The following is a 25,402-nucleotide window of genomic DNA, read 5'->3' as shown; positions in this document are numbered from 1 at the left end:
AATGGACTTAGCAGCATGAACTTAGCAGCATGTATTCAGCAGCAATGAGTTAAGCCAAGTCTAATCATCCGAGGGGCTAGAGGAGATACGCTACTCAATTAAGTTAGGTGAGGGGAGTTTACTGTGCAAGTTATCAAGGAATACGTTCAGCGCTGGTATGAGAGCGGGCTAGACCCGGATGAATATATCTGCCATCGCAAGCAGGGCAACCTGGTAGAAATTGAAGAGGCCGATACGGGCCGCCGCCGCATGGTGCTGACCTTCTGCACAAACGATGTGCTGGGTCTGGTGCAAAGCCCCGCAGTCAAGCAGGCAGCCATCGACGCGATTCTGCAATTTGGCACGTCGAACAGTTCGACCTCGGTGCTGAGCGGACGAATCGACCTGCACCGCCAGCTTGAAGATGAAATCTCTGCCTTTAAGCATCTGGGTCATACGCAACTGTTTTTAAATGCGTGGATGGCCATGCAAGCGCTGATGGATGCGTTTTGCCATCAGGCAATTCCGGTGCCAGGGTTCCAGAACACCCGCGAGACGCTGATCATGACCGATGTGCTGAATCACGGCTGCATCGTGTCGGCGATCGCCAATGCGGGCACTCGGTCAGGCAAGCTGTTTGGCCACAGCCCTGCGGTGCGCGTGCGAGCCTATCGCCACTGCGACATGGAAGACTTTGCCCGCAAGCTGAAGCGCTATGCCAAGCCGGGCGATCGCATTTTGGTCGTCTCCGACGCGGTGTTCTCGATGGATGGCGACATCGCGCCCCTGCCCGACATGATCGATATTATGTCGAAGTATGAAGACACCACCCTGGTCATGGACGAAGCCCACGCTAGCGGGTCGATCGGCGCGACGGGTCGCGGCATCTACGAACACTTTGGAATTTTGCCGCAAGATGCGCTGGATAAGGGCGTAACGCCGCTGATCATGACCACCTTCTCGAAGTTTGGCGCGTCGGTGGGTGCCGCCATCAGTAGCCCCGTGGCAGAACTGAAGCCGCTTCTCAACGTGTCGCCCTCTTCGATTGGCACCTGCTCTTTGGCTCCCCCGCTGACGGCAGCCGCGCTGGAAGCCGTGCGCCAGGTGCGCCAGCATCCCGAACTGGTGCAACGTCTGCACGACAATACGCGCTATCTGCGGAATCGTCTGGCAGAGAATGATTTCCTGGCAATTGGTGAAACCAACGTGCTGCCCGTCCTGCTGCCGCCGGATCTGAATCCGAAGGACTTTGCGCGATTGCTCGTGGCCAATCACGGCATCTGGGTTTCGCCCATCTGGTACATTGCCAAGCCCCGACTGCGGATCACGGCCAACGCGCTGCACACCCGCGAGGAAATGGATCGCCTGGTGGCTGCAATGGTGGCGGTGCGCGAGGAAATGTCCTATAAGCCTGCGGCAACCATCAGCGCCTAGTTCAGCAGCGCCTAGTTCAGCACATCGTTCAGGCATTTTGAGGCTGTAGGCACAGGACTTACGTACTTGCGATAGGCTTTCTGGATTTTGGATAATTTCTCGCGGGCTGCGCCAGTGAGAAGTTATCCGACTGCATAAGTCCTAAGGCATTTTGAGAAAAGCGGGGAACTGGCGATCGCCCTTCTCTGAACGCTAAATCGAACCTACCTTGCATCGCTCAAGAAAGACGGCGGCAGAAAGTGTCGCCGTTTTTGTTTTGGGGAACCAAGGGGGCGATAGAACCAAGATTGAACATTGAACCAAAACGTTTGCGTCTAGCAGCGCGAAATAGGAGAATGGCGCAGAATCAGTTGTCAATTTGCGGCTACTTGGAGCTGATTCGCCGCTGCAATCCATCGAGCGCTATGTTAGATACTCCCGTCGGCTGGTTGGTTTTGTTTTTAGTGGGCACAATGACGGGCACCCTGTCGGGGCTACTGGGCATTGGCGGCGGGCTGATTATGGTGCCGATTCTCACGTTTTTTGGGCTGCCGCTGGTGCAAGCAACAGCGACGAGTCTGGTTGGTGTGCTGCTGAGTGCTTTGTCAGGGAGCTACCAAAACCTGCGGACGGGTGCGCTGAACTGGCACGTTTCTCTGCTGCTGGCGGTGTTTGGCATGGCGACGGCGCAGGTTGGGGCGTGGCTGGGCGATCGCCTTCCCGATGCCTCCCTATCGCTTGCCTTCGCCGTGCTGCTGCTGGTCACGATCTACCTCATGGATCTCCGCCGCAAGCTCGCCCAAAAAGAGCGCCAACTGCAAATTCCAGCCCCCGAAACAGTTTCAGCACCCGTTTCGCCCCCTGCCAATGCGCTCCCGCCCATCGCTGGAATCGGCCTCCTCGCCGGAATTCTCTCTGGCCTCTTTGGGGTGGGGGGTGGCGTAGTCATGGTGCCGCTGCAAACGCTGTTTCTGGGCGAAACAATCAAGTCTGCGGTGCGAACCAGCCTGGGGGCGATCGTACCAATTGCCATTTCAGGACTAGCGCAGCACGCCTATAACAGCAACGTGCTGTGGATTGCGGGGGTTTGTCTGGGGCTGGGCGGCATTGTCGGCGCTCAGGTCGGCACGCGCCTTCTGCCCAAGCTGTCCGATCAAACCGTGAATCGGCTGTTCAAATCCTTCTTGATTGCCCTGGCAGTCTATATGACCATGCGGGGCGTAAAAGGGGTTGGGGGCTAGGCTGCAAAGGGTTGAGATGGGCATAGAGGAAGCCTGGAATCGGACGATCGCCCTCCATCCTTAAACCTCCATTCTCAACCCAATCGCCCTAAATAGCAAAACCTATCGCAAAACTTAGTGATATTTTTTAGTGATATTTTCGAGCTTTTTGCGCTATCCTGCGATCGCCCCAAATTCTCACATTCCCAAATTCTCACATTTTCCATCCCCTACCCCCCTCGACCTTGCTTGACTCGACCTGGCTAGATTGGTTCGCCGTCCTTGGCTATATCTCCCTGGCGCTGCTGGTTTGCTGGCGCGTCTTGCAAACGCAGCCCAAGAAGTAGCCTAGACAGTGCCTAGAAAATGCCTAGAAAATATCGCTCTTCAGAAAAACGCTCCCAAAGGTCTTCATGGCAAAGAAACCAAAGCATGATCTGAAATGGGTGAAAGAAACCCTCAGCCTGCCCGAAAACCACAACTGGAAATCGCAAGATGGCTACAACATTTTCGTAGCTGGACGCGGTGCGGTTCGATTCGACGTTCCCGAAGATTGGATCTTCGAGCCAGATGAAAAATCCTTCAAGTTTTTTGACGGCAAGCCGCCCAACGACAACTGCCGCCTGGAGGTGTCCTATAACCTGCTGCCAGAGGGCGACTGGACGCTGTTTCCGCTGGTCAGCGTGATGAAGGAACTAGTCGAAAAAGACGAACGCAACATTTTAGAAAAGGGCGAGATTGTCAGCCTCAAACGACAAACCGCCCGGATCGTCTGGACAGAGTTCAAGTTTCTCGATTCGCAGGAAAATCGCGAAGCCTACTCGCGTACCTGCATTGGGCTGGGGTCAGGGGTGCAGTGCCTAATCACCTTCGACTATTGGGTAGACGATGCCGAGCGGCTCACGCCCGTTTGGGACGTGGTCATGAATACACTGACGCTGGGGTTGTTTATCCGCGACCCCAGGCAGGGCTTTGCGTTTCCTGATTAACACTTCCTGATTAACACAATGTGCAGCTTTGCCGATTCCTTTGTGTGAATCGTTGGGCGGCGGTGCTGCCCAGCGATTCACGCTCTTAGAAAAGCATTTGTGCAAGAGGTCTACTAAAGATCAGCATCTTCTCTCCGAATGCGATCGCACAGCACGTAAATCGCCTGCACCACGCGCTCGTACAGTGCCTCATCAGACCCTTCATGCTCAAACAACTGGCGCGTTTCTTCGACCCAAGCATCGGCCGTTTCGGTCGTCCATTCTTCCATCAGGTCTAGCTCCATCTCTTCCAGTTTCATCGCTTCTAGCTCCAGGTTTTGTAGCAGTACCGGGTCTTCGGGCATGTCGATTTCTGTTTCGATCCATTGGTTCGAGTCAGCCCGTTCCGAATCAGCTGTCAAATTCCACAGCAAGTCCATCTGAGCAAAATCGGGCGGGTATTGGGGTCGTCGTGCCATGTCGCCTCACAAAATTTAGTACAAATATACTAAACCGGATTGGAGTAAAACACTAGCCCTGGTGACGGATTTTTAGCTTGATTTAACGACTTGTAGGACTTATCAGTTGGACAATTTCTCGCGGGCTGCGCCTGCGAGAAATTGTCCAAAACCCAAAGAGCTTATCGCAAGTGCCTAAGTCCTGGACTTGATTGAACGACTTGATTGACGGGCAATCCAAAATCGAGAATTGATATAGTCTCTGGCCTCAATCCGTCTTGCAAAGCGCCAAAATTTAGCCCTGAGACAGAGCATTGAGAACAGTTCTGGGCGATCGCCCGTGCTACAGTCTAAGCATCACAAGCGCTGACAATGCGCGGTTTGAAGCCCTTGGGTTTGGGAGCTTTTGGTCAACCATGCCGTTTCCCCGTTCTAGTGGTATTTTGCTGCACCCCACGTCGTTTCCCAGCCGCTATGGAATTGGGGATTTGGGAGACAGCGCCTATCGGTTTGTCGAATTTTTGCAGCGCAGCGGGCAGCAGTTTTGGCAGGTGTTGCCGCTGGGGCCGACGGGGCATGGCAACTCGCCCTATATGTGCTTTTCGTCGATGGCGGGCAATCCGCTGCTGATCAGCCCCGATCGCCTCTATCACGAGGGCTGGCTGACGGATGAAGACCTGGCAAGTTTGCCCGATTTTCCCGCCGAGCGAGTCGAGTATGACCGGGTGATTGAAACCAAGATGCCGCTGTTGCTGAAGGCAGCCCAGCGCTTCAAGGAACACGCCACGGTGGAGCAGCGCATGGAGTTCGATGCGTTTTGCGCCAGCCGCGCCTTCTGGCTGAATGACTATGCGCTGTTCATTGCGCTGAAGCAAGCCCAGGGCGGTATGAGCTGGCACCAGTGGGATGAGGCGATCGCCAGTCGAGACTCAGAAGCCCTGGCCGAGTGGCGGCTCAAGCTCAGCGAAGAAATCTTTCAGCACAAGTATTTGCAGTTCGAGTTTTTCCGCCAGTGGTCTACGCTGCGCAACTACGCCAATGATCTGGGCATCCGCATCATTGGCGACATCCCCATCTACGTGGCACACGATAGCGTGGACGTGTGGGCATTTCCCGAATTCTTCCATCTCGACCCAGAAACGGGTGAACCCTCGCTGATGGCCGGCGTGCCGCCCGATTACTTCAGTGAAACAGGGCAACTCTGGGGCAACCCGATTTATCACTGGGAAGCGCTAGAAAAAGCAGGCTTTGGCTGGTGGCTCCAGCGGTTTCGCGCCACGCTGGACTATGTAGATATCGTCCGCATCGACCATTTTCGGGGCTTTTGCGCCTACTGGGCCGTGCCCCAGGGCGAAGAAACTGCAATGAATGGGGAATGGATTGATGCACCGGGCACTGCATTCTTTGAAACCCTGGAAACGGAACTGGGGCATTTGCCGATTTTGGCAGAAGACCTGGGCGTGATTACGCCGGATGTAGAAGACCTGCGCGATCGCTTCGAGTTTCCCGGCATGAAAATCCTGCAATTTGCCTTTGGCGGCGGCGCGGATAATCCGTTTCTGCCGTTCAATTTTGAGCGTAACTGCGTCGTTTACACAGGCACTCATGACAACGACACTACCCAGGGCTGGTTTAGCGAACTGCCCGAATACGAGCGCGATCGCCTGATTCGCTACTTGGGCTGCACGTCCGAAGCGGGTATCCACTGGGATCTAATTCGGCTGGGCATGGCCTCGGTGGCTAACCAGGCCATTTTCCCGCTGCAAGACCTGCTAGGACTGGGCACCGAGTCCCGCATGAACTATCCCGGCAAGCCCGATGGCAACTGGGGCTGGCGCTATGGGGCCGAAGTTTTAACGGAGGAACTGGGCGATCGCCTCCTAGCACTCGTGGAACTCTACGGCCGCGCTCCCAAGCCTCCCTCCAAGCAGGAACGAGAACCCCTGCCCGACATCGAGCCTGGCCATCACGACCATCACTAGCTGTAGGACTTACGCATCTGTCCAATTTCTCGCGGGCTGCGCCGCGAGAAATTGGACAAAATCCAAAAAGCTTATCGCAAGTGCGTAAGTCCTGAGCTAGTTAAAACGGGATATGCAACTTTGCCGATCCCCATCAACCTTTTCTAGTGTGCCGAAGGCTTTATTTGAGCCCTCTTCCAGCGCGGGAGAGGAACTTCAAGCCTCTCTGGCGCCCCTTCTCTCAGGTCGGGAGAAGCGGCTGGGGGATAAGGGCGATTTGGAACGCAGAACTCTCAGTTGGTCTGAGCATTCGCAGAGGCTTGAGTACTGTCCTGCTCTGGCGGCGGCGGAAACACGACAGACTGCACGGCTCCAGGTTGACCGATGGGCTTTGCTTCCTGCTCGTTGTAGGACACCAGCACGCCACCCGCGTTGCCAGCGCGAATACGAACTTCGCGGTCGGCTGCCCAACTGCGCTGCGTACCTGCCTGCATCATGCCTTCAAAATCGGTACGTCCGTCCACCGTCACCCGCAGCCAGGATTGTTCCCGCAGCGTGATTTCTACACGCACGGGCTTGGCAGGTACAGCAGGCGACGGGCTGGGAGAGGGACTGGCGGCGATCGCCTGTGTGGTGGGCGATTGTCCAGGCTGGGCGGCGGGGCTGGCGGCAGTCGGCGAGGGCGAGGCGATGAGCGAGGGGACAGGAGAGGGCTGGTTCGCCGTAATCGGCGTGGTAGAACGGCTCCAGACGTAAGACAGCCCGGCGATCGCCGCTGCAATCAGCCCCAAATAGGCAAAGTACAAATGCAGCGGGCGCAGTTGCGCCTCCGGGGTTTCTTGCCAGGAGGGTTGAATTTCCGCGTTTTGCGGCTCCAGTGGAAACTCATTTGCCAGGGCGTGTCCGTCTAGCCCAAGCGCATCCGCATAGCGGCGCAAAAAGCCCCGAATATAGACTCCTTCGGGAAGCTCTTTGAAATTTCCAGACTCGATCGCCCGAATCACTCGCGGCTGAATCATCGTCCGGGCAGAAACCTGGTCAATCGAGAGCATCTGCTGCTCCCGAAGCTGGTGCAGTTCATAGCCCAACTCTTCTAGCTTCAGGATTTGCTCTTGCTCTAGTGGAGAAAGACCCTTACTCATAGCATCCAGCACCTTATGCTCCTCACTGTGACGTGACCTGTTGAGACGACATGACTTGGTGAGACATGATTCTGATGATTCGGTCGGCCGCACAAGCTCGGCATCATCCTCAAAAAGCCAGACTCTAAACCCCCAAAAGAGGGCGACACGGATAAGAGCATATTACTTCAAAATCCTACGGGTCTGAAGGGGTTTTGGCGAAGTTACCAGCCTGCGCTCGGAGAAAATCCAGCTCCTTGGAGGTCAGGTTTCGATAGCGTCCGGGAGACAAATCTCCCAGCAAAATCGGCCCGATCGCTACTCGATGGAGCGACATTACGGGATGCCCCAACTGCTCAGCGACGCGGCGGATCTGTCGATTTCGCCCTTCATACAAGACAATTTTCAGCAGGGTTTTGTTCGCTCGATCATCGAGGAGCGTGACTTCGGCAGGCAGGGTTGGGCGATCGTCTAACAGCACGCCGCCTTGCCACTGCCGTAGGGTCTCTGCGCTGGGGCAGCCAGCAACCCACACTTCGTACACCTTGGGAATGTGGTGAGACGGATGGGTGAGGGGAAAGGTCAGGGAACCGTCGTTGGTCAGCAGCAGCGCCCCGGTGGAGTTGGTATCTAGGCGGCCAACCGGATGTAGCCCACTGCTCTGGCGCAGATGCGCTGGCAACAGGTCTAGCACGGTGCGCCGTTGCTGCGGATCGTGGCAGGTGGAAACCACGCCGGTCGGCTTGTGCAGCAGCAGGTAGAGCAAGTCTGGACGCGCCTGGGCATTTAGCAGGTTGCCGTCTACTTCGAGGCGATCGCCCGCCAAATCCGCCACCTGCCCCAGCGTCGCCACCTGCCCATTCAGCCGCACCCGCCCCGCTCGAATCATCTGCTCTGCCTGACGGCGCGAAGCAATGCCATATTGAGACAAAATTTTCTGAATTCGCTCAGCCATATCGACATATCGACTCAGATTGATTCTCGATTTTGGATTTGCGATTTTGGCCGGTCGAGCATCCGCGAGGCTTCCAGCCATCCCATTCGTAGCGCCCTACAGGAAGCCTGATACCCGCCGTGCCTATCTGGTTCGCACCCTGTGATCCCCCCATCCCCCATTGCCCAACGCCCGCAGCCCTCACGATCGCCGAATATTCAAGCAGCACCAGTCCTGCCTGCGCCAGAGCGTAGCAACAACCCAGCCATTGGCTTCGAGCGAGTCGGCAATGGGCTTCACCTGATCCAGCAAGATGCCGCTGAGAACGCCCCAGGTGCTGGGCTTGGCGATCGCCCCAAAGCCAGGGATCAAGTCAAGAATCACCTCTGCCAGGATATTGCACACAAACCCATCGACGGGCGCAGGCAATATTTGGGTTAGATGATCCAGGCTGCCCAGTTTGACGATCAGGCGCTCTGGCGCAAGGCCGTTTAGCTCTCGGCTGGCATTGGTGGAGTCAATCGTCAACGGGTCCGTATCCACCGCGTAGGCTTGCTTTGCCCCCAGCAGCAGCGCCGCGATAGAGAGAATGCCAGAACCACAGCCAATATCGGCAATGGTGATATCCGACGGCCCCTCAATCCGCATTTCCAGCGCCTCCAGACAAAGCTGCGTTGTGGCGTGGGCCCCTGTGCCAAAAGCAACCCCAGGGTCGAGTTGCAGCACAATGCGATCGCCCTGTGCGGGGACAGGCAGCCAAGCAGGGTTAATCAAGAGGCGATCGCCTACTTCCTGCGGATGCCAATACTGCTTCCAGCTACTCGACCAGTCTTCTTCGTCAATCATCTGCCACTGCACCCCGGGCACCGCCACCCCCGCGCACAGGGCATCCTGCTTGAGCCGCAGCGCCAGCGCCGACAGATCCAGCAGCTCAGCTTGAGTCTGTGGCAAGTAACCGCGCACCAGCACGCCAAACTCCTTGCGTTCGCTCGCCGTGCCTTTACAGCCAAACTCCTCCAGCCGCCAAGACACCAAGTCTTCTGCCGCCGGATCGCACAACGCCTGTATTTCCCACCAGGTGGACATAAGAGGTTGGGGTGTGTTGTTAAAGCTGGCAGGAATGACGCACGTTACGCACTTAAGAACTTGAAGGACTCCAGTCCAGTGCACACATCTCGGTTTTTTGCGTCAGGCTCTGAAAGATCCCCCTAAAATCCCCCTTAATAAGGGGGATTTTCGATCCAGTTTTCCCTGCTTCGGGTCACTCCGGGTTCAGTTCCCCCCTTGTCTAAGGGGGGTTAGGGGGGATCAAAGCATCGCCAATAAGCAGACTTTCGATCCAGTTTTCCCTGCTTCGGGCCACTCCGGGTTCAGTTCCCCCCTTGTCTAAGGGGGGTTAAGGGGGGATCAAAGCATCGCCAATAAGCAGACTTTCGATCCAGTTTCCCCTGCTTCGGGTCACTCCGGGTTCAGTTCCCCCCTTGTCTAAGGGGGGTTAGAGGGGATCAAAGCATCGCCAATAGCTGAACGGTCACCTTTTACGCGACGCGCACAAACCAATCAACCCTGCAAACCAGCACTAAGAGGTGGGCAGCGTCACCGTATAGGCATCGCGGATGCCGGGAACCTGGGTGATTTCGTTGAGAATGCCGTCTGGCAGGGGATCGTCCAGGCTTAGCACCATTACCGCGTCGCCCCGCACAATCTTGCGGCCGACCTGCATACTGGCAATGTTGACATTCAAGCTGCCTAGCAGGGAACCCAGTTTACCAATGATCCCCGGCATGTCGCGGTGCAGGGTGAACAGCATGTGGCGACTGGGCGGCACGTTAATGGGGAAGTCGTCGATATTGGTGATGCGGATTTCGTTGTCGCCCAAGAGCGCACCTGTGACGGTGTGTTCGCCGTTGGGGCCGCTGGCCGACAGGCGCAGAGAACCCGTGTAGTCAATCACCGCCGCGTCGCGGGTTTCCACCACGCGAATGCCTCGCTCCTTGGCTTCGATGCTGGCGTTGACGTAGTTAACCCGCTCTTGCAAGGCAGTAGACAGCAGACCCTTCAGCGCCGCCACCACGACGGGCTGGCTCTCGTTGCTAGCAAGTTCGCCCTGGAGCCGCACATTCAGCGACTCGACGCGGCCACCCGTGAGCTGGCTAATCAGGTTGCCCAAAATTTCTGCCAGTTGCAGGTAGGGGCGCAGTTTTTCCAGCAGGTCGGGCCGCAGACCAGGAATATTGACCGCCGAGCGGGCAGGCAGCCCCAGCAGCACATCGCGGATCTGCTCGGCTACATCGATCGCCACGTTGACCTGGGCTTCTTCGGTGGATGCGCCGAGGTGGGGCGTGAGGATGGCTTCTTTGCCTAGGGCCCGCAGGGGTGACTCACCCAACGGCTCTGATTCGTATACATCTAGGGCGGCTCCGGCGATTTTACCTTCCTTGAGGGCGATCGCCAAGGCTTCTTCGTCAATGATTCCACCCCGCGCACAGTTGATAATACGAGCCGTGGGCTTCATCTTGGCTAGCGACTCAGCATTGATCATGTGCTGCGTTTCTGGCGTTTTGGGCAGGTGCAGCGTAATATAGTCCGACTCGCGCAGCAGCAGATCCAGATCCACCAAGTGGCAGCCCATCTGCTCGGCGCGTTCGCTGGAAAGGAATGGGTCGTAGGCAAGCAGGCGCATCTCCATTGCCCGCGCCACTTTCGCCACATGGGAGCCGATCTTGCCCAGCCCAACGATCCCCAGCGTCTTCTTGTAGACCTCGACCCCTGTGAAGCTCTTGCGATCCCACTCGCCCGCCTTCACCGATTGATTGGCAGCGGGGATATGACGCGACAGGGCCAGCATCATCGCCAGGGCGTGTTCTGCTGCGGCGATGGTGTTGCCTTCGGGCGAGTTGACCACGAGGATGCCGCGACGGGTCGCCGCAGGCACATCGACATTATCCACACCCACGCCCGCACGGCCAATGATTTTGAGCTGAGTGCCTGCTTCGATGATTTCCTGAGTAACGCGCGTACCGGAACGAATCATCAGCGCGTCGTAGTCGGGAATAATCTGTACCAGTTGGTCAGGAGACAGCCCGGTTTTCACATCGACCTGAGCAACCTGCGAGAGGATGTCAATTCCGATTTGGTCAATTGGGTCGGAAACAAGAACCTTAGACATGATGATGGGCTGACAGGTTGAGAGAACAGTTTAGACAGACAGCTTAGACAGTTGGACAGTTTGAAAGACGAGTCAAAAGCAAACGCGAAACCGAAACCCGCACTAAGGGTATGAAGCGCTGAGGTGTGAAGGCAACCGAATGAGGCGTTCAGACGAAGCCCAGGCGCAGTTTAGACGCAGGTTCACGCTCCTCAACAGGCAAGTTGCTCTGGTATTGAACCCGTCATGGGCGATCGCCCCAAGAACCCCAGAATCTTTGGACGGGAAAAAGCCGGGCCGGTTCGCAGTGCGCCGGAGCAGAACAAAGTTTTCCACAGACCGAAGGTCATTTTACTGCAAAGCGGTATACCAATCGGGTTTACACCCGAAAGTTTTTGGGTTTACCCGCTGGGGCCGGGTTCCAATGACGGATTTCAATGACGGCCCTTAGAGCTAATTTGTAAAGGAGCCTGAAAGCCTTGTTAATCAAGGATTTCCGAGAAACCGCTTTTCCTGGGCAAACATGACCTCAAAGCCACACATGCCAAGAGTTTCAGGCTTCTTAAGATTTGCTTCATAAATTAGCTCTTAGAGTACGGCTATCCGCACTCGCGGAGAAATTGCAATGTTTTGAAACATTTTGTTATATTTATTTACATATTGAAACAAACCAAGACAGGAGGCTGTTATGACGCTTCTCATTGCACTGTTTGTAATCGCCTGGGTCGCCGCTTCAGTCATTGGAACTCAGGCCTACTTCCGGGGCGAACAGTCCAAGCCAATTCACGAGCGCAACTGGAATTCTGAGTCCTTCGAGCAGCTTGCCGCCTCCATTACTGCGACGGAAGTGGACTACAGCACGCGAGTTCCCGGTTACCTGGGGATCAGAGGTTAGATAAGGGTTTGGGAGGCTGATCGGGCTTGCCGCTGGTTGCAGTGTCTCTCCTCACTGTGCCGCCAAGGTCGAATGGAGCGATCGCTCTCTGACACGCCTACCCACGCCTCTGAGTTTCGTTGCAACGCACGATTTGAGCCAGATCACCTGCGCCCTCCTGCTGGGGGGCTTTTTTGTGCCCAATCTTGCGTTAGGACTGACGCAGTTGGACGATTTCTATCCCAAACTCCTGAACCCCAGTCGCTAAAGCGTCATGAACATCCGTCGATCGAGCGTCCGGGGATCATGACTTTCCATGAAGTGCGTCAGGTCTTCGTCGCTTTCGAGCCGCCCATCGACCAGGCTGACAATGCGATCGGCAATGTCGAGGATGCGGTTGTCGTGGGTCACCATCAATATTGTGCAGTTCTGTTCCTTGGCCAACCGCTGCATCAGTTCTACAACTTCTCGTCCGCTTTTTTTGTCGAGGGCGGCGGTGGGTTCGTCCGCCAGGATCAGGGTTGGCTGGTTGACTAGGGCACGGGCGATCGCCACGCGCTGTTTTTGCCCGCCAGAGAGGGCGCGGGGCTTGTAATCGACCCGTTCCCCCAATCCCAGTTGGGTTAGCATGGCAACGGATTGCTCTCGCTTGGTGCGCCAGTTGGGCATTAGCTCCACGGCCATTTCCACGTTTTGGGACGCAGTGAGCGAGTCAAACAGGTTGTGGGCCTGAAAGATAAAGCCGATGTTGCGCCGCACCTCCACAAGCTGCCCCCGGCCCATGCCCACCAGCTCGCGCCCCAGCACCCTGAGGCTGCCGTCTTGCACAGTTCGCAGTGCGCCAATCAGCGTCAGCAGCGTGGTTTTGCCGGAGCCGGATGGGCCGGTCATGATGACAATTTGCCCCGGCAGCAGGTCGAGGTTGATGTTGTAAAGCACCTGCTTCTGGAGTTCGCCCTGACCAAAGAAATAATTGAGGTTGCGAATCTGAACCGTGGCGCTTGGCGAGGGTGCCACGACTGCTGTTGCGCCAGCGGCGGGGTTGGGTTCAGCCGTAGGGCGATCGCCCGCCAGATTTTCCATCATGCAGCAAAGTTCGTAATTCACTAGAAGCAGCCCACTGGGTATCCCCAGGTTGCCTCCCATTATCGCTACTGCAACGTCGTTTTGGAGACGATGCGGGTCTTTTTGCGATCGCTCTCCGACAGTTCCTCACCCTCTTGCAGGCGGGTGGCGTTTTCTTGCAGCACGGTGGCAGCCGTCTGGTCGCCCATTTGCAGCGCAGTCTTGGCAGCAGATTGCAGCATGGTAGCCGCCCCAGCGCGATCGCCCTGTTGCAGCTTTTGCTCGGCAATTTGGGTTTGGCGATATTTGCCCAGCGCCAGCACATGCTGCTGCACCTGCGGGTCGGGCGCTGGCTGGAACGTGGTCACAACGTTCGCTTCAACAATCACCGGGTCACTCAGCACGCTCTCCAAATTCTGCGCCGGGTCGTCATAGCGCACCTGCACCTGCACCAGCGGATGCCGCCCCACCGGAAGCTGAGAGGCATAGAGGTTTGCCAACACCACCCGTGGCGAGTCCACCATCAAGTCGCCCAGGCGCACCGACACCTGCCCCGCCTCCTGAATCGGCTGCAATTCCACCGTTTCGGGCACGACTTGCGCCACGGGCTTGAGTTCCGCCAGCCGTACACCGGGCATCATTCTCAGCAGCAGATAGGCATTCGTCAGTCCGACAGACTGCACCCGGCTAAACAAGCGCGTAAACTCCAGCAGCGCATCTTCCGGCGTTTGGATATAGGTCAATGCACCGCCGCCTGCATCGGCAATCTGTTCCAAAATGTCCTGGTTCCAGTGGTCGCCAAAGCCCAGCGTATTCAGCGTCAGGTTATATTCCGCCGCCAGATGGGCCAGCTTCAGGCAGCGATCGTTGTCGCCATGCTCGTTTTCGCCATCCGTCAGCAAAAACGCCTGGGAAATCGTGTCTTTTTTTGCCTTGGCCAGTTCTTCAATGCCCAACCGCATCCCTTCGTCGATGCAGGTGCCGCCGCTGGTTTTGAGGCGACTGATCTCGTTCTTGAGTCCGGCGGGATTGTCAATCACCTGGTTGGGCACCAGCACTTTGGCCTTGTGGTCAAACACCACCACCGAGAGGCGATCGCCCGGCGACAGGCTATCCACGATTTTCAGCGCCGCCTGTTTGACGGTTTCCATTGGGCGACCGTTCATCGAGCCGCTGTGATCCAAAATCAGGCACAGGTTGAGGGGTGCCGTGCGACCTGCTGAAGCGGCGATCGCCGACATCGAAATTGCCAACTGCCGCTGACTGCTCACCTGCGCTACATCCAAATTGGCATCACTCAGCGACGCTTGCAGACCCACTTTCATAGCCCCAGGCTCCAGTCTAAAGAGAATGTAATATGTTGAAAACAGGCGGCATTTCCTGACGGAGTGAAGTCCACACTGCCCGAACCAGACGAAGGGATCGGAATCTCCCGCAAACCTCACTCACTTCAAAAACGCTATATTTCGATTTTCTGCCTCTTCAATACTCCAAGGCCCCAGTTCCCAATTCCGCAAACTGCTCCAATCTTCTCACGCTTTTCCCAAATCCCTGATGGGCCAGTCTTCTCGACCGCTGCGATGCCCCGCACGCTACTATGTTAAAAGCGGCGTTCGTAGAAACAGCGCAGTTCATACGCTAATTCAGGCGTAAGTCCTCCCGCAAGTTCACACGCCAACTGTTTCGGCAAGCGTCCAGGCGAGTTTGATCCTATGAGTTCATCGATTAAGGCCGTTCAGTCCAATTATTACTACGGGGATGCTGCCTATCGCACACCCCCGCCCGATCTGCCCTCGCTGCTGCTCAAAGAGCGCATCATTTACCTGGGGCTGCCGCTGGTTTCGTCAGACGACCTCAAGCGCCAGTTAGGGGTCGATGTGACCAAGCTAATCATCGCGCAACTCCTCTACCTCCAGTTCGACGATCCCGAAAAGCCCATTTACTTTTACATCAACTCCACAGGCACCTCCTGGTATACCAACGATGCGATCGGCTACGAAACCGAAGCCTTCGCCATCTGCGACACCATTGCCTACGTTAAACCCCCTGTCCACACCATCTGCATTGGCCAGGCAATGGGCACGGCTGCCATGATTCTCTCAGCAGGCACGAAGGGCTTCCGCGCCAGCCTGCCCCACGCCACCATCGTGCTAAACCAGCCCCGCACGGGCATGGGCCAGGCCCAGGCAACCGACATCCAGATTCGCGCCCGCGAAGTGCTAATCAACAAGCAGTCCACTCTGGAAATTCTTTCTCGCAACACAGGTCAGCCCATCGAGAAAATCGCCAAGGACACCGATCGCATCTTCTATATGAATCCCTACGAAGCCAAGGAATACGGGCTAATCGATCGCGTCCTCGAAAGCGCCAAGGAATTGCCAAAGCAAGTTCCGGCACTGACCTAGCTGCATTCGCTAGCTGCATTAACAAGATGATCAGGCGATGCGGTGAGGATGGGAATTGCTGATATTCCAGGACTTCCCTACTCCCATCGCTCCGTCTGCCATTCTCGCACCCCTCCCACTCACAGTCTTGCCCATGTCTGTAGATCCCGTCCTCCGCGTTCCCTACAACATTCCCGGTAGTCCTTACTGGCAGTGGATCAACATCTACACCCGCATGAGCCAGGAGCGGATTATTTTTCTCAACCAGCCCATTACCGACGGGTTTGCCAATTCCATCATCTCAGCACTGCTGTATCTGGACTCGCAGGATCAGAGCAAACCGATTTACTTTTACATCAACTCGCTGGGCGATCCGCTGATGGCGGGCATGGGGTCGATGGCGATTGGCATGATGTCGATCAATGCTGGCCTGGCCATCTACGACACGATGCAGCACATCAAGTCGCCGATTCTGACGATTTGTATGGGCCAGTGTTTTGGAATGGCGACGGTGCTGCTGTCGGCGGGCACGAAGGGCAAACGAGCCAGCCTGCCGCATACCATGATTGCTCTGGCCCATCCCCAGAGCGGCTCTCGCGGTCAGGCAACTGACATCGAGATTAATGCAAAAGAAGTGTTGAGCAAGCAGCGCACGATTATAGAGCTACTCTCGGAAACCACCGGACAGCCCGCTGAGCGCATCCATCAAGATATGGATCGGATGTTTTATCTCACGCCGACTCAGGCAAAAGAGTATGGGCTGATTGACTTGGTACTAGAAAGCCCGAAGCTGGCAGGAGCAGGAGTTGGGCGCTAGGGGTTTCATAAGACTCTCTACCGAATCCTTCCCCAGTTCCAACACCCCCCTCCTCCAAATCCCCATTACATACCCTTTCACCCCTTCAAAGACCTATGCCGATTGGAATTCCTAGCGTCCCCTATCGCCTCCCTGGCAGTTCCTTTGAGCAGTGGATCAGCATCTACGAGCGGCTGTTTCGGGAGCGGATTATTTTTCTAGCAGAAGAAGTAGATGACGGCATTGCGAATGCAATTGTCGCCTATATGCTTTATCTCGATTCGGACGACAACACGAAGCCAATTTATCTTTATATCAATTCGCCGGGCGGCTCGGTGACAGCAGGCATGGCAATCTACGACACCATGCAGCACATCAAGTCGGAAGTGGTGACGATCTGCGTGGGGCTGGCGGCCTCGATGGGCGCATTTTTGCTGACGGCGGGCGCAAAAGGAAAGCGACTGGCGCTGCCCCATGCGCGGATCATGATTCACCAGCCGCTAGGCGGAACGGGTCGTCGCCAGGCCACCGACATCGACATCGAAGCGCGGCAAATCTTGCGGGTGCGCCAGGAACTCAATGAGATGATGGCGCTGCACACGGGCAAGACGGTGGAGCAGATTGAGAAAGACACCGATCGCGACTATTTCATGTCAGCGCAGGAGGCGATGGAATACGGCTTGATTGACCGAGTGATTACGGATGCGAACGCCCAAAGTTGAGATTTCAATCATTCTTCCAATCATTCAAATTGAAATTTCTAGGAGCGAACGATTACACTTGGAACGCTAAGTGTGAAACGCCCAGTGTGAAACCCTGAGTGTGGAACGCTAACGTGGAACGCTTGAGGCGATCGCCCGGTTGATGAGCCTTGTTGATGAACCTTGCTGAGTGCTATCGGATTTTGGGACTGAGAAGCAGCGCCACCTACGAGGAGATCAAATCTTCCTATCGGCGGCTGGCGCGGCGATATCATCCCGACCTGAATCCGGGCAGCGCTCAGCAGGCAGAGCAGTTTATCCAGGTGAATGCGGCCTATCGGCGGCTGATGGAGTTGGTGCGACCAGCGAGCATGGGCGATCGCCCTCTGCCTTCCCCTGCCCCGCCGCGACCCGCACCAAGCGCAGCCGATGCTTCCCCATCAGCCGCCTCGCCAAAAGCCACATCGCCCTCCTCCGCCCAAAAAGCCCAAACCCAGCGGAGTCCCACCGCACAGTCCAGCTCTGGCATTCGCAAGCGCCCGCCGATCCAGCGCAACCCGGATGCCTCGCCGACGGATCATCAGCTCAAAGAGCATGTCTATAGCCGCCTCCAGCAATTGTTGCGGCAGCAGCGCTATCCCCGCGCCGTCGCGCTGGTTGAAGGGCTGGCCCAGCGGCTGCCCAACGACCTAGAGGTGCGCCAATGGCTGGCGATCGCCTATCAGCGCTGGGGCCGCCACCTGGTTGACCTGAAGCAGCCCGAAAAAGCCCGCACCTATCTCAACAAGGCCCTCCGCACCGACCCGCGCAATCGCGCCCTCTGGTTTGAGGTCGATCGCGACCTGCGCCGACTGGACGGCATCGAGATTTTGTAATGTCTGTGCCCTAATATCCGTCTTTCCTGCCCTCTTAAAATAGAGCCACAGAAATAGAGCCACAGAGGAAACTGCTAGACTCCCTACACATTCCTGGCCTAGCTATCCAAAATTGCCAATCTAAAAATCTTTAGTTTGGACTAACTGGCATCACAATAATGCTCAACAGGATGCCATAAAGAATCTGCTCAACCGTTCATAACAGTTGAACTTAAGGAATTGGATACAATCCTGCTCGCAGTTAAGCTGCTGTTGCAACCGGACTGTTCAGGGATTGTTCGGATGTCTTGCGTTTCGAGGCTCGTTTTTTGACCATCGGATAGCAGGGACGAGGAGTTGGCTTGTGCCCCTTGCCTCGTCCTGGCGATTTACCACGAGGTTTAGGCGCAGGAGCAGGGGTGCCAATCGCTGCCAAAATGCCTGCAAACGCTTGTGCGACCCGACCCGGAGTCAACGTTTCTTGCGGTGCCTGCCAGGGCAAGGGGTGGTCAGTACAGTCCTTTCGCGCTAACCACAACTGCCAACTGAGCAACGGCATCAGGCTGCTCCACTGTTCGGTTGCCGATACAGAACTGAACTGGGGATGTGTCCAATATAGCCTCTGCTTGGCAAAGCGATACCAGTGTTCAATGGCAAAGCGACGGAGGTAGTGCAACCACAGGGTTTCTAACGGAGGCATCTGCTCACCCAGCCAAACTAACCACAAAGGAGCCAAGCGTCGCGTGCTGCTCTGTGTCTCCAGCACCTCCACGCGCAACACTTCCATTGCCCGTTTGGGGGATTTGCGGAAATGGTATGCACTCCAACGACTGACCCGCACTCGTCCCCAGTTGGGATCATCGACTTCAACGGTTTCGACCGGGACACTCCAAGTGTCAGGGTCATTGAGTTTCATCTTATGTCCATGCTTGGCAGGTGCGCCTCGCCCTCGATACGCTGGGGGCGCGCCATAGACACATCGATTGGATGTAACCCGCAGCAGCAAGTCTGCCTCAATCCCTGCCGTTTGGTTGACAAAACTGGCATTGCCGTACCCTCGGTCGTAGATCGCCAACGGACGCACCGCTAACTGCCGAGTCACTTGTTTGAGTTGGAATGCCGCTTTACTGGCGGGTGTTTCAAAGCTGGTGATGCGCTCATGCCGCAATGGTAATGCCCAACTGCCCCTGTCTTCAGCAATCCAGGCTAAGGTACTGTAGTTTTGTCCGGCTATCGGGGCATGTCCTGTTCTGCCTGATAAGGTGCGGTCTTTCAAACGCCTGGCAGCAGGACGGTTCCACCGACTCGCATCACCTGCCAACAACGGTTGCTGCTGAGTCGGTATCTGCTGCACCAACAGCTTCAGCACCTTTGATCGGGGTAGGCGGCTATCGCGCAACGCTTCATAGGTGCTCGACCACTGGCGACGAAAGACAGGACTCTGCGATAGCCTCACAAACGACACGATGCACGCACTCACTAACACGGCATCCATCAGATCAAACAGGGCATCTCTGGCGTTTCCCAAGCTGGCATACAACGTTTGGCGAAATTGCTGAAGTTCGTTGAAAATCATGGGGTCAATGTTGGTTGTACTTCATTGACCTTACGGCAGTCGGTGCTTCTCATTGACTGCCTTCCTCTTCACCATTAGTCCAAACTAAAGAAAAATCCAAAATTGACCAAAACTCACGCACTTGCGATAAGCTTTCTAGGTTTTGGACAATTTCTCGCTGGCTGCGCCCGCGAGAAATTGTCCAACTGTGTAAGTCCTAATTAACTAAGGCGTTGCCTTAAGCACCGTGCGCTCGGCAGGGTCGAGGGTAAATTCTAGCGGAATGCGGTCTTCGTAGGCTTTGACGACCTGGCGATAGACCTCGTAGCGCGTGGGCAGCGTGCGGTTGTCTTCGCCGGGACGACGGAACGTGATGGTGTAGTTAACGGTTTTGTTGAGTCGCGGTGTGCCAGGTCGCTCTTGGCGCTGCTGGCGGGCTTCAATGTCATCAATCGTCGGCTTGGGGGGCAGGGCGGGCCACCAGAGTCCCTTGTCGTCGGGGCCGGTGACTGCGCCCTCTGGTTTCTGACCGTTGCGATTTTCTAGCGAGGTGGAGGCAAATTCTTCGATTCGGGGCGGCCGTTCGCCTGGTCGGTTTGCGCCCTCGTATTCCACCAGCCAGGTGTAGGTTGTCGTGGCGGTGGCCTGATACTGGGTGGAAGTGGGCGTTTCGCAGCCGCTAATTGCCAGAATGGGCAGGCTGGCCAGCAGGAGCGCCACACGCTGCCAGGGGCGGCTTGCAGAACGGTTGTGCGGGAAGGGCGATCGCAGAGATTGTGTCATAGCGCGTTCTATCCAGGAATCCATACAAGCTATACAAGCACAAGCGATCCAAGCGGTTGCTATCGCTTTCGATATTTTAATTTTGTTCGCTCCCAGCAGCAGGAAAATCCCAGCCCTAGACACTTTTCGCAAAGTCACAGCCGCAGATCTGATCAATTTTTTTAGCACTAGGATGTCTCAGCGCCAAACTTTCTCAGCCCCCAGTTGCCAAAAGTCCAAAGGTTTTGAAAAGGGCGATCGCCCCCCTTCAAACTGCTAGAAAAAGTGCCATCTAAGTACGCCAGGTCAAGCTGAATGAAAGTTGATCCGCCCTGGGAAAATGGCGCTATAGTCAATAGGCGAAAACGCTCTCAAGCAAATTTCTGCCTCATTTTTTGACCATCGATCAATGGGCTTTTAATCAGCATCTAGGGTGTATCCCACTTTTGTAACCCTCACCCTAAATCCCTCTCCTGCTTTAGGAGAGGGACTTCCAATTCGGCTCCCTTTCTCCCTTTTGGGGAGAAGGGGCTGGGGGATGAGAGCAGGCTTGCATAGCTGGGATGCGCCCAGCATCTACCTGGCTGCTCAGGTCAGCACTTTGTTAATCAGCGTTAATCAGCACTTTGTTAAGGCGTTACGGCCCGTTTTCACGCACCCCAAGGATGTTTGAATAGCAACTCCGATTACAGGCGATTCTCAAAACAACCGTTTAGAAGGCACTTCTGGTAATGACATCATTTTTGGCGGTGCTGGGAACGATACGCTGTTGGGTTTAGGCGGCGATGATCGGCTGTTTGGCGAAGCAGGAGACGATCGCTTAGACGGTGGAATTGGCAGTGACTTTTTGAGCGGCGGCGAGGGAAATGACCAGCTTGATGGCGGTGCCGGTGACGATACGCTTGATGGCGGCGCAGGCAGCGACACGCTCACCGGGGGAGCCGGGAACAACACTTACGTCATTGACGCACCGGGCGATCGCATCGTTCAAAGCAACAACCAAACCACCACAACCATTCGCTCTTTCATTACCTTTAACCTTGGTTCTCTGGGGCTGTCGGCGGGTTTTCAAAACCTCGTGTTGTTGGGCAATGCCGACATCAACGGCACAGGCAACAACGGGGATAACGTCCTGGTGGGCAATCGCGGCAGCAACGTGCTGCGGGGGCTGGCAGGAGACGACCGCATCTCTGGTGGGCCAGGCGGAAACGACCTGCTGGATGGTGGTACGGGCAACGATATCCTGGTGGGCAACGCAGGCAACAACACCTTTGTAATCGACAGTCCGGGCGATCGCATTTTGGGCGCAGGACGCGGCATTGATACGGTCGAGTCTTCGGTGGACTATTTCCTGGTGCGGGGGCTGGAGAACTGCAACCTACGGGGCGAGGCGCGGCTCTGCGTGGGCAATCGGCTCAACAACGCGCTGACGGGCAACCGCAACGACAACACCCTCGTCGGCGGCGCGGGCGCAGATCGACTGCTGGGCAACGACGGCAACGACACCCTCAGCGGCGGCCAGGGCGACGACGACCTCACAGGCGGTCGCGGCAACGACACGCTGACCGGGGGCGAGGGGCGCGATTTGTTCTACTACCGGAGCGATCGCAGCTTTAGAACCAGCGACTTTGGGCGCGACACCATTACCGATTTCCGAGGCACAGACAACATCGTCTTATCGCGGCGCACCTTCGGACTCCGCAGCAGTCGAGGCTTTGGGTTTAGCCAAGACAGCGAATTTGCCGTCGTAGCCAACAATCGCCTGGCCGCCAGCAGCAGCGCCCGCATTGTCTACAGCACCGGGTCGCGCACGCTGTTTCTCAACACCAACGGCAGCAGCAGCGGCTTTGGCTCCTCTGGCAGCAGCGGTGCATTCATCACGTTCAGCAGCCCCACCAACCTCAGCGCCCTCAGCTTCTTGATTGTTTAGACCTGCCGAGTAAACCCTCTTGGTCTGCTATCTACCCTCCAGCTGACAACCTCTGCCTAGAGATTGGGGTTATGATAGAAGGCATTGTTGATATTTCTTAACACTGGATGGTTGAGTCCTCCGCTGGCTTGGGGCAGGCCAAGGCAAACCTCACGGAATTCATCACTGAGAAGGTGCTATTTGGCAATCGCCCAACGCCTGAACTGGTTGCGATTCTGCTGGTCTACTTTGTGCAGGGCATTTTGGGTCTGGCACGGCTGGCGGTCAGCTTTTTCCTGAAGGATGACCTGGCGCTGAGTCCGGCGCAGGTGTCGGCGCTGCTGGGCGTGGCTGCCATTCCCTGGATGATTAAGCCGCTGTTTGGCTTTATGTCTGACGGGCTGCCGATTTTTGGCTATCGTCGCCGTCCGTACCTGATCTTGTCGGGCGTACTGGGGGCGATCGCCTGGGTGGCTATGTCTACAGTCGTCCATAGTGCCTGGGCCGCCACGCTGGCGATCGCGCTGAGTTCATTGGCGATCGCCGTCAGCGATGTGATTGTGGACTCGCTAGTCGTTGAGCGGGCCCGCCTGGAATCCAGCAAAACGTCTGGTTCGCTGCAATCGATTTGCTGGGGCGCGTCGGCCCTGGGCGGGCTGATAACGGCCTACCTCAGCGGCTTCTTGCTGGAGCGGTTTTCGGTGCAGACCGTGTTTGCCATTACAGCCACCTTCCCGCTGATCGTGTCGCTGGTGGCAGGGCTAATCGACGAATCCCCCGTCATGCAGCCTGCCGACTGGTCAGCCATTCGGTCGCAGGTGAAGGATTTGTGGGCTGCTATTTCGCAAAAGTCCATCTGGCTCCCCACGGCCTTCCTCTTCCTCTGGCAGGCCACACCCACCGCCGAATCCGCCTTTTTCTTTTTCACCACCAACGACCTCGGCTTTACCCCAGAGTTTCTGGGCCGCGTCCGTCTGGTCACCAGCCTGGCCTCGCTGCTGGGCATCTGGCTCTTCCAGCGGTTCTTTCGCACCGTCCCCTTCCGCACCTTCTTTGGCTGGACGATTGTGATTTCTACGCTGCTGGGCATGACCATGCTGCTGCTGGTAACCCACGCAAACCGGGCGATCGGCATTGATGACCACTGGTTTAGCCTGGGCGACAGCCTGATCCTGACCGTCATGGGACAGATCGCCTATATGCCCGTGCTGATTTTGGCCGCCCGCCTCTGCCCGCCCGGTGTAGAAGCGACGCTCTTCGCCCTGCTGATGTCCATCACCAACCTGGCTGCGCTGGTGTCCTACGAACTGGGCGCAGGGCTGATGCACTGGCTCGGCGTAACCGAAGACAACTTCTCAAACCTGTGGCTATTGGTCATCATCACCAATCTCAGCACCCTGCTGCCGCTGCCTTTCCTGGGTTGGCTCCCCGGCAAAGAGGATGAAACACTGGAAATCCACACCCCCACTCCGCGAGCAACGCAGCCCGTCGTAGAGATTGGCGAAGGGGTCGGCGTAGCGGAGTGACAGATTGACAGACAGATTGGCAGACGAATTGACAGGCGGATTGACAAATGACCCTCGCAATGAACCCTCGCAATGAACCCTCGAAATTGACCCTTGCAATGGACACTTAAAACACTGCTGGAAACTCGAAAAGTTTCGACCTCCAAATCAACCTCCAAAATCGCTCATTGCTTCTGCTCAGCACTCAGTCGCCCAACACCCGCTCCAATCGCCAAACCCTCAAAATCTGACATGCAAACCCAACCGCTCTCTACCACTCGCCCCTACAGCCGCAGAGATTGGCAGACAGGCTATCGCTCCTTGGAGCAAGAGCTTGATTACGCCATCGAGGATGTTGCAGGTGAAATTCCGCCAGAGCTAGAGGGGACGCTGTTTCGCAATGGGCCGGGGCGGCTGGAACTGGGGGGGCAGCGCTATCGGCATCCGTTTGATGGCGATGGGATGGTGTGTGCGATCGCCCTCCGCAACGGTCGCGCCCATTTTCGCAATCGCTTTGTCCGCACCGAGGGATTTGTCGCAGAGCAGCAGGCGCAGAAGATTCTCTATCGCGGCGTATTTGGCACACAGAAACCGGGCGGCGTGCTGTCAAACGCCTTCGATCTGCGCCGCAAAAATATTGCCAATACCAACGTGATTTACTGGGGCGGCAAGCTGCTGGCATTGTGGGAAGCAGCCGAACCCTATCGCCTCGACCCGCGCACCCTGGAAACGCTGGGCCCCGACGACCTGAAGGGCGGGCTAAAGCCTGGTGAAGCGTTCGCGGCGCATCCCTGGGTTGACCCCGCTAGCGAACTGGACGGCGGCGAACCCTGCCTGGTGAATTTTTCCATTAGCCCCGGACTCTCGACGCGAATCACGGTCTACGAACTCAACCCGGCAGGCGACGTGGTGCGCCGCTATAGCCACTCAGTCCCCGGTTTCGCGTTTATCCACGATTTTGTGATTACGCCCCACTACTGCATCTTCTTCCAGAATGCCGTGTCGTTTAACCCGCTGCCGTTTGTGCTGGGGCAGAAGGGGGCGGGCGAGTGCGTCCAGTTTCATCCCGAAAAGCCGACGCAGGCAGTGATCATTTCCCGCCGGGGCGACCATGAGAAGCGGGTGATTTCGGTCAATTCAGGATTTGTGTTTCACCATGTGAATGCCTTTGAAGCGGGCAAAACCCTGGTGGTGGACTCCATCAGCTACGATTCGCTGCCGACGCTAGAACCGGGACAGGACTATCGCGAGGTGGATTTTGACGCGCTGGCTCCGGGGCAACTCTGGCGCTTTCGCTTCGACCTGGCATCGGGTTCTGTGGCTCAGCAAAAGCTCGACGAACGCTGTGTCGAGTTTCCGGTGGTGCATCCCGACCGGGTGGGACGCGACTATCGCTATTTGTTTGTCGGGGCAGCTCACGAACCGACGGGCAATGCGCCGCTGCAAGGGGTGCTGAAGGTGGATTTGCAGACGGGCGATCGCCAGCTTTGGAGCGCTGCGCCCTACGGCTATGGCAGCGAACCCATCTTTGTGCCGCGGCCTGGGGCCACCGCAGAGGATGACGGCTGGGTGCTGGTGCTGATCTACAATGCCGAGCGGCAAAAGTCGGAACTGGTGATTCTGGATGGGCGGGATTTGGGCCGGGGGGCGATCGCCACGCTGCGGCTAGGGCATCACGTTCCCTACGGGCTACACGGCAGCTTCACTCCCGAATATTTTGGTGACCTTTGACTTTTGGCGATCTTTGACTTTTGACGATTTTTTGACGACTAATGCATCAAGCAAAAGCCGTCGA

The 25,402-nt window shown here is 56.6% G+C and carries 21 protein-coding genes and 1 pseudogene; 13 read left to right on the top strand and 9 right to left on the bottom strand.

What is annotated here, in order from left to right; genetic code table 11:
* Nucleotides 1-123 precede the first annotated feature (123 nt).
* The 3 genes from HPC62_RS05415 (at nucleotide 124) to HPC62_RS05405 (ending at nucleotide 3,601) form a co-directional block, all read left to right on the top strand.
* Nucleotides 124-1,413, top strand: a complete 1,290-nt coding sequence (locus HPC62_RS05415; RefSeq protein ID WP_172354098.1) for an aminotransferase class I/II-fold pyridoxal phosphate-dependent enzyme — start codon at nucleotides 124-126, stop codon at nucleotides 1,411-1,413.
* Nucleotides 1,414-1,817: 404 nt separating this feature from the next.
* On the top strand, nucleotides 1,818-2,633 hold the full coding sequence (locus HPC62_RS05410) for a sulfite exporter TauE/SafE family protein (protein WP_172354097.1): 816 nt from the start codon (nucleotides 1,818-1,820) through the stop codon (nucleotides 2,631-2,633).
* A gap of 392 nt (nucleotides 2,634-3,025) precedes the next feature.
* A complete protein-coding gene (locus HPC62_RS05405) occupies nucleotides 3,026-3,601 on the top strand; it encodes a hypothetical protein (RefSeq protein ID WP_068512842.1) in 576 nt (191 codons plus the stop codon).
* A 113-nt stretch (nucleotides 3,602-3,714) separates the two neighbouring features.
* On the opposite strand, the gene HPC62_RS05400 is transcribed toward HPC62_RS05405, so the two are convergent.
* Nucleotides 3,715-4,059, bottom strand: a complete 345-nt coding sequence (locus HPC62_RS05400) for a hypothetical protein (RefSeq protein ID WP_172354096.1) — start codon at nucleotides 4,057-4,059, stop codon at nucleotides 3,715-3,717.
* Nucleotides 4,060-4,454: 395 nt separating this feature from the next.
* On the opposite strand from HPC62_RS05400, the gene malQ reads away from it, so the two are divergent.
* On the top strand, nucleotides 4,455-6,020 hold the full coding sequence (gene malQ / locus HPC62_RS05395) for a 4-alpha-glucanotransferase (protein WP_172358792.1): 1,566 nt from the start codon (nucleotides 4,455-4,457) through the stop codon (nucleotides 6,018-6,020).
* A gap of 272 nt (nucleotides 6,021-6,292) precedes the next feature.
* On the opposite strand, the gene HPC62_RS05390 is transcribed toward malQ, so the two are convergent.
* From HPC62_RS05390 to serA, 4 genes are all read right to left on the bottom strand, one after another.
* Nucleotides 6,293-7,141: a helix-turn-helix domain-containing protein gene (locus HPC62_RS05390; RefSeq protein WP_172354095.1), complete on the bottom strand. Its 849-nt coding sequence runs from the start codon at nucleotides 7,139-7,141 to the stop codon at nucleotides 6,293-6,295.
* A 175-nt stretch (nucleotides 7,142-7,316) separates the two neighbouring features.
* The gene (locus HPC62_RS05385) at nucleotides 7,317-8,075 is read right to left on the bottom strand and encodes a pseudouridine synthase (RefSeq protein WP_172354094.1); all 759 of its coding nucleotides are present in this window, start codon (nucleotides 8,073-8,075) and stop codon (nucleotides 7,317-7,319) included.
* A 180-nt stretch (nucleotides 8,076-8,255) separates the two neighbouring features.
* The gene (gene prmA, locus HPC62_RS05380) at nucleotides 8,256-9,140 is read right to left on the bottom strand and encodes a 50S ribosomal protein L11 methyltransferase (protein ID WP_172354093.1); all 885 of its coding nucleotides are present in this window, start codon (nucleotides 9,138-9,140) and stop codon (nucleotides 8,256-8,258) included.
* A gap of 493 nt (nucleotides 9,141-9,633) precedes the next feature.
* Complete coding sequence (gene serA, locus HPC62_RS05375; RefSeq protein ID WP_172354092.1) at nucleotides 9,634-11,223, bottom strand: phosphoglycerate dehydrogenase; 1,590 nt, start codon at nucleotides 11,221-11,223, stop codon at nucleotides 9,634-9,636.
* Nucleotides 11,224-11,890: 667 nt separating this feature from the next.
* Here serA and HPC62_RS05370 point away from each other — a divergent pair.
* Complete coding sequence (locus HPC62_RS05370; RefSeq protein WP_172354091.1) at nucleotides 11,891-12,097, top strand: photosystem II protein, Psb35-related; 207 nt, start codon at nucleotides 11,891-11,893, stop codon at nucleotides 12,095-12,097.
* A 243-nt stretch (nucleotides 12,098-12,340) separates the two neighbouring features.
* Here the strand turns inward: HPC62_RS05370 and HPC62_RS05365 are convergent, their stop codons facing one another.
* Together HPC62_RS05365 and HPC62_RS05360 are read right to left on the bottom strand one after the other, a co-directional pair.
* Nucleotides 12,341-13,183, bottom strand: coding sequence for a DevA family ABC transporter ATP-binding protein (locus HPC62_RS05365; RefSeq protein ID WP_225906744.1), 843 nt, complete (start codon nucleotides 13,181-13,183; stop codon nucleotides 12,341-12,343).
* A 44-nt stretch (nucleotides 13,184-13,227) separates the two neighbouring features.
* Nucleotides 13,228-14,466, bottom strand: coding sequence for a vWA domain-containing protein (locus HPC62_RS05360; protein ID WP_172354090.1), 1,239 nt, complete (start codon nucleotides 14,464-14,466; stop codon nucleotides 13,228-13,230).
* A 387-nt stretch (nucleotides 14,467-14,853) separates the two neighbouring features.
* On the opposite strand from HPC62_RS05360, the gene HPC62_RS05355 reads away from it, so the two are divergent.
* From HPC62_RS05355 to HPC62_RS05340, 4 genes are all read left to right on the top strand, one after another.
* Entirely contained in the window at nucleotides 14,854-15,546 is a 693-nt protein-coding gene (locus HPC62_RS05355) for an ATP-dependent Clp protease proteolytic subunit (protein WP_172354089.1), read from the top strand.
* Nucleotides 15,547-15,679: 133 nt separating this feature from the next.
* On the top strand, nucleotides 15,680-16,342 hold the full coding sequence (locus HPC62_RS05350) for an ATP-dependent Clp protease proteolytic subunit (protein WP_172354088.1): 663 nt from the start codon (nucleotides 15,680-15,682) through the stop codon (nucleotides 16,340-16,342).
* Nucleotides 16,343-16,437: 95 nt separating this feature from the next.
* Complete coding sequence (locus HPC62_RS05345) at nucleotides 16,438-17,043, top strand: ATP-dependent Clp protease proteolytic subunit (protein ID WP_172354087.1); 606 nt, start codon at nucleotides 16,438-16,440, stop codon at nucleotides 17,041-17,043.
* Nucleotides 17,044-17,198: 155 nt separating this feature from the next.
* Nucleotides 17,199-17,897 carry a J domain-containing protein gene (locus HPC62_RS05340; protein WP_172354086.1) on the top strand — a complete coding sequence of 233 codons (699 nt, stop codon included), beginning with the start codon at nucleotides 17,199-17,201 and terminating at the stop codon, nucleotides 17,895-17,897.
* Between the two features lie 241 nt (nucleotides 17,898-18,138).
* On the opposite strand, the gene HPC62_RS05335 is transcribed toward HPC62_RS05340, so the two are convergent.
* Complete coding sequence (locus HPC62_RS05335) at nucleotides 18,139-19,452, bottom strand: NF041680 family putative transposase (RefSeq protein ID WP_172353244.1); 1,314 nt, start codon at nucleotides 19,450-19,452, stop codon at nucleotides 18,139-18,141.
* Nucleotides 19,453-19,656: 204 nt separating this feature from the next.
* Nucleotides 19,657-20,214: a hypothetical protein gene (locus HPC62_RS05330; protein WP_205370567.1), complete on the bottom strand. Its 558-nt coding sequence runs from the start codon at nucleotides 20,212-20,214 to the stop codon at nucleotides 19,657-19,659.
* Nucleotides 20,215-20,866: 652 nt separating this feature from the next.
* Here HPC62_RS05330 and HPC62_RS24350 point away from each other — a divergent pair.
* The 4 genes and pseudogenes from HPC62_RS24350 to HPC62_RS05315 all read left to right on the top strand — a co-directional run.
* A pseudogene (locus HPC62_RS24350) lies at nucleotides 20,867-20,938 on the top strand (hypothetical protein); the annotation flags it as partial.
* A gap of 24 nt (nucleotides 20,939-20,962) precedes the next feature.
* Nucleotides 20,963-22,123, top strand: a complete 1,161-nt coding sequence (locus HPC62_RS23670; protein ID WP_172354085.1) for a calcium-binding protein — start codon at nucleotides 20,963-20,965, stop codon at nucleotides 22,121-22,123.
* Between the two features lie 107 nt (nucleotides 22,124-22,230).
* Complete coding sequence (locus HPC62_RS05320) at nucleotides 22,231-23,628, top strand: folate/biopterin family MFS transporter (protein ID WP_172354084.1); 1,398 nt, start codon at nucleotides 22,231-22,233, stop codon at nucleotides 23,626-23,628.
* Nucleotides 23,629-23,859: 231 nt separating this feature from the next.
* Nucleotides 23,860-25,338 carry a carotenoid oxygenase family protein gene (locus tag HPC62_RS05315; RefSeq protein ID WP_172354083.1) on the top strand — a complete coding sequence of 493 codons (1,479 nt, stop codon included), beginning with the start codon at nucleotides 23,860-23,862 and terminating at the stop codon, nucleotides 25,336-25,338.
* The last annotated feature ends 64 nt before the right edge of the window (nucleotides 25,339-25,402 follow it).

Origin of the sequence: Thermoleptolyngbya sichuanensis A183, assembly GCF_013177315.1 — a bacterium.
Lineage (GTDB): Bacteria > Cyanobacteriota > Cyanobacteriia > Elainellales > Elainellaceae > Thermoleptolyngbya > Thermoleptolyngbya sichuanensis.
This window is presented reverse-complemented; position numbering and strand designations above follow the sequence as displayed.

Excerpts from the sequence above, each read along its gene's own strand:
- HPC62_RS05315 (WP_172354083.1), top strand. The coding sequence starts at position 23,860 with ATGCAAACCCAACCGCTCTCTACCACTCGCCCCTACAGCCGCAGAGAT.
- HPC62_RS05385 (WP_172354094.1), bottom strand. The coding sequence starts at position 8,075 with ATGGCTGAGCGAATTCAGAAAATTTTGTCTCAATATGGCATTGCTTCG.
- HPC62_RS05360 (WP_172354090.1), bottom strand. The coding sequence starts at position 14,466 with ATGAAAGTGGGTCTGCAAGCGTCGCTGAGTGATGCCAATTTGGATGTA.
- HPC62_RS05405 (WP_068512842.1), top strand. The coding sequence starts at position 3,026 with ATGGCAAAGAAACCAAAGCATGATCTGAAATGGGTGAAAGAAACCCTC.
- HPC62_RS05370 (WP_172354091.1), top strand. The coding sequence starts at position 11,891 with ATGACGCTTCTCATTGCACTGTTTGTAATCGCCTGGGTCGCCGCTTCA.
- HPC62_RS05350 (WP_172354088.1), top strand. The coding sequence starts at position 15,680 with ATGTCTGTAGATCCCGTCCTCCGCGTTCCCTACAACATTCCCGGTAGT.
- HPC62_RS05320 (WP_172354084.1), top strand. The coding sequence starts at position 22,231 with ATGGTTGAGTCCTCCGCTGGCTTGGGGCAGGCCAAGGCAAACCTCACG.
- malQ (WP_172358792.1), top strand. The coding sequence starts at position 4,455 with ATGCCGTTTCCCCGTTCTAGTGGTATTTTGCTGCACCCCACGTCGTTT.
- HPC62_RS05340 (WP_172354086.1), top strand. The coding sequence starts at position 17,199 with ATGAACCTTGCTGAGTGCTATCGGATTTTGGGACTGAGAAGCAGCGCC.
- HPC62_RS05390 (WP_172354095.1), bottom strand. The coding sequence starts at position 7,141 with ATGAGTAAGGGTCTTTCTCCACTAGAGCAAGAGCAAATCCTGAAGCTA.
- prmA (WP_172354093.1), bottom strand. The coding sequence starts at position 9,140 with ATGTCCACCTGGTGGGAAATACAGGCGTTGTGCGATCCGGCGGCAGAA.
- serA (WP_172354092.1), bottom strand. The coding sequence starts at position 11,223 with ATGTCTAAGGTTCTTGTTTCCGACCCAATTGACCAAATCGGAATTGAC.
- HPC62_RS05355 (WP_172354089.1), top strand. The coding sequence starts at position 14,854 with ATGAGTTCATCGATTAAGGCCGTTCAGTCCAATTATTACTACGGGGAT.
- HPC62_RS05400 (WP_172354096.1), bottom strand. The coding sequence starts at position 4,059 with ATGGCACGACGACCCCAATACCCGCCCGATTTTGCTCAGATGGACTTG.
- HPC62_RS05330 (WP_205370567.1), bottom strand. The coding sequence starts at position 20,214 with ATGACACAATCTCTGCGATCGCCCTTCCCGCACAACCGTTCTGCAAGC.
- HPC62_RS05410 (WP_172354097.1), top strand. The coding sequence starts at position 1,818 with ATGTTAGATACTCCCGTCGGCTGGTTGGTTTTGTTTTTAGTGGGCACA.
- HPC62_RS05335 (WP_172353244.1), bottom strand. The coding sequence starts at position 19,452 with ATGATTTTCAACGAACTTCAGCAATTTCGCCAAACGTTGTATGCCAGC.
- HPC62_RS05345 (WP_172354087.1), top strand. The coding sequence starts at position 16,438 with ATGCCGATTGGAATTCCTAGCGTCCCCTATCGCCTCCCTGGCAGTTCC.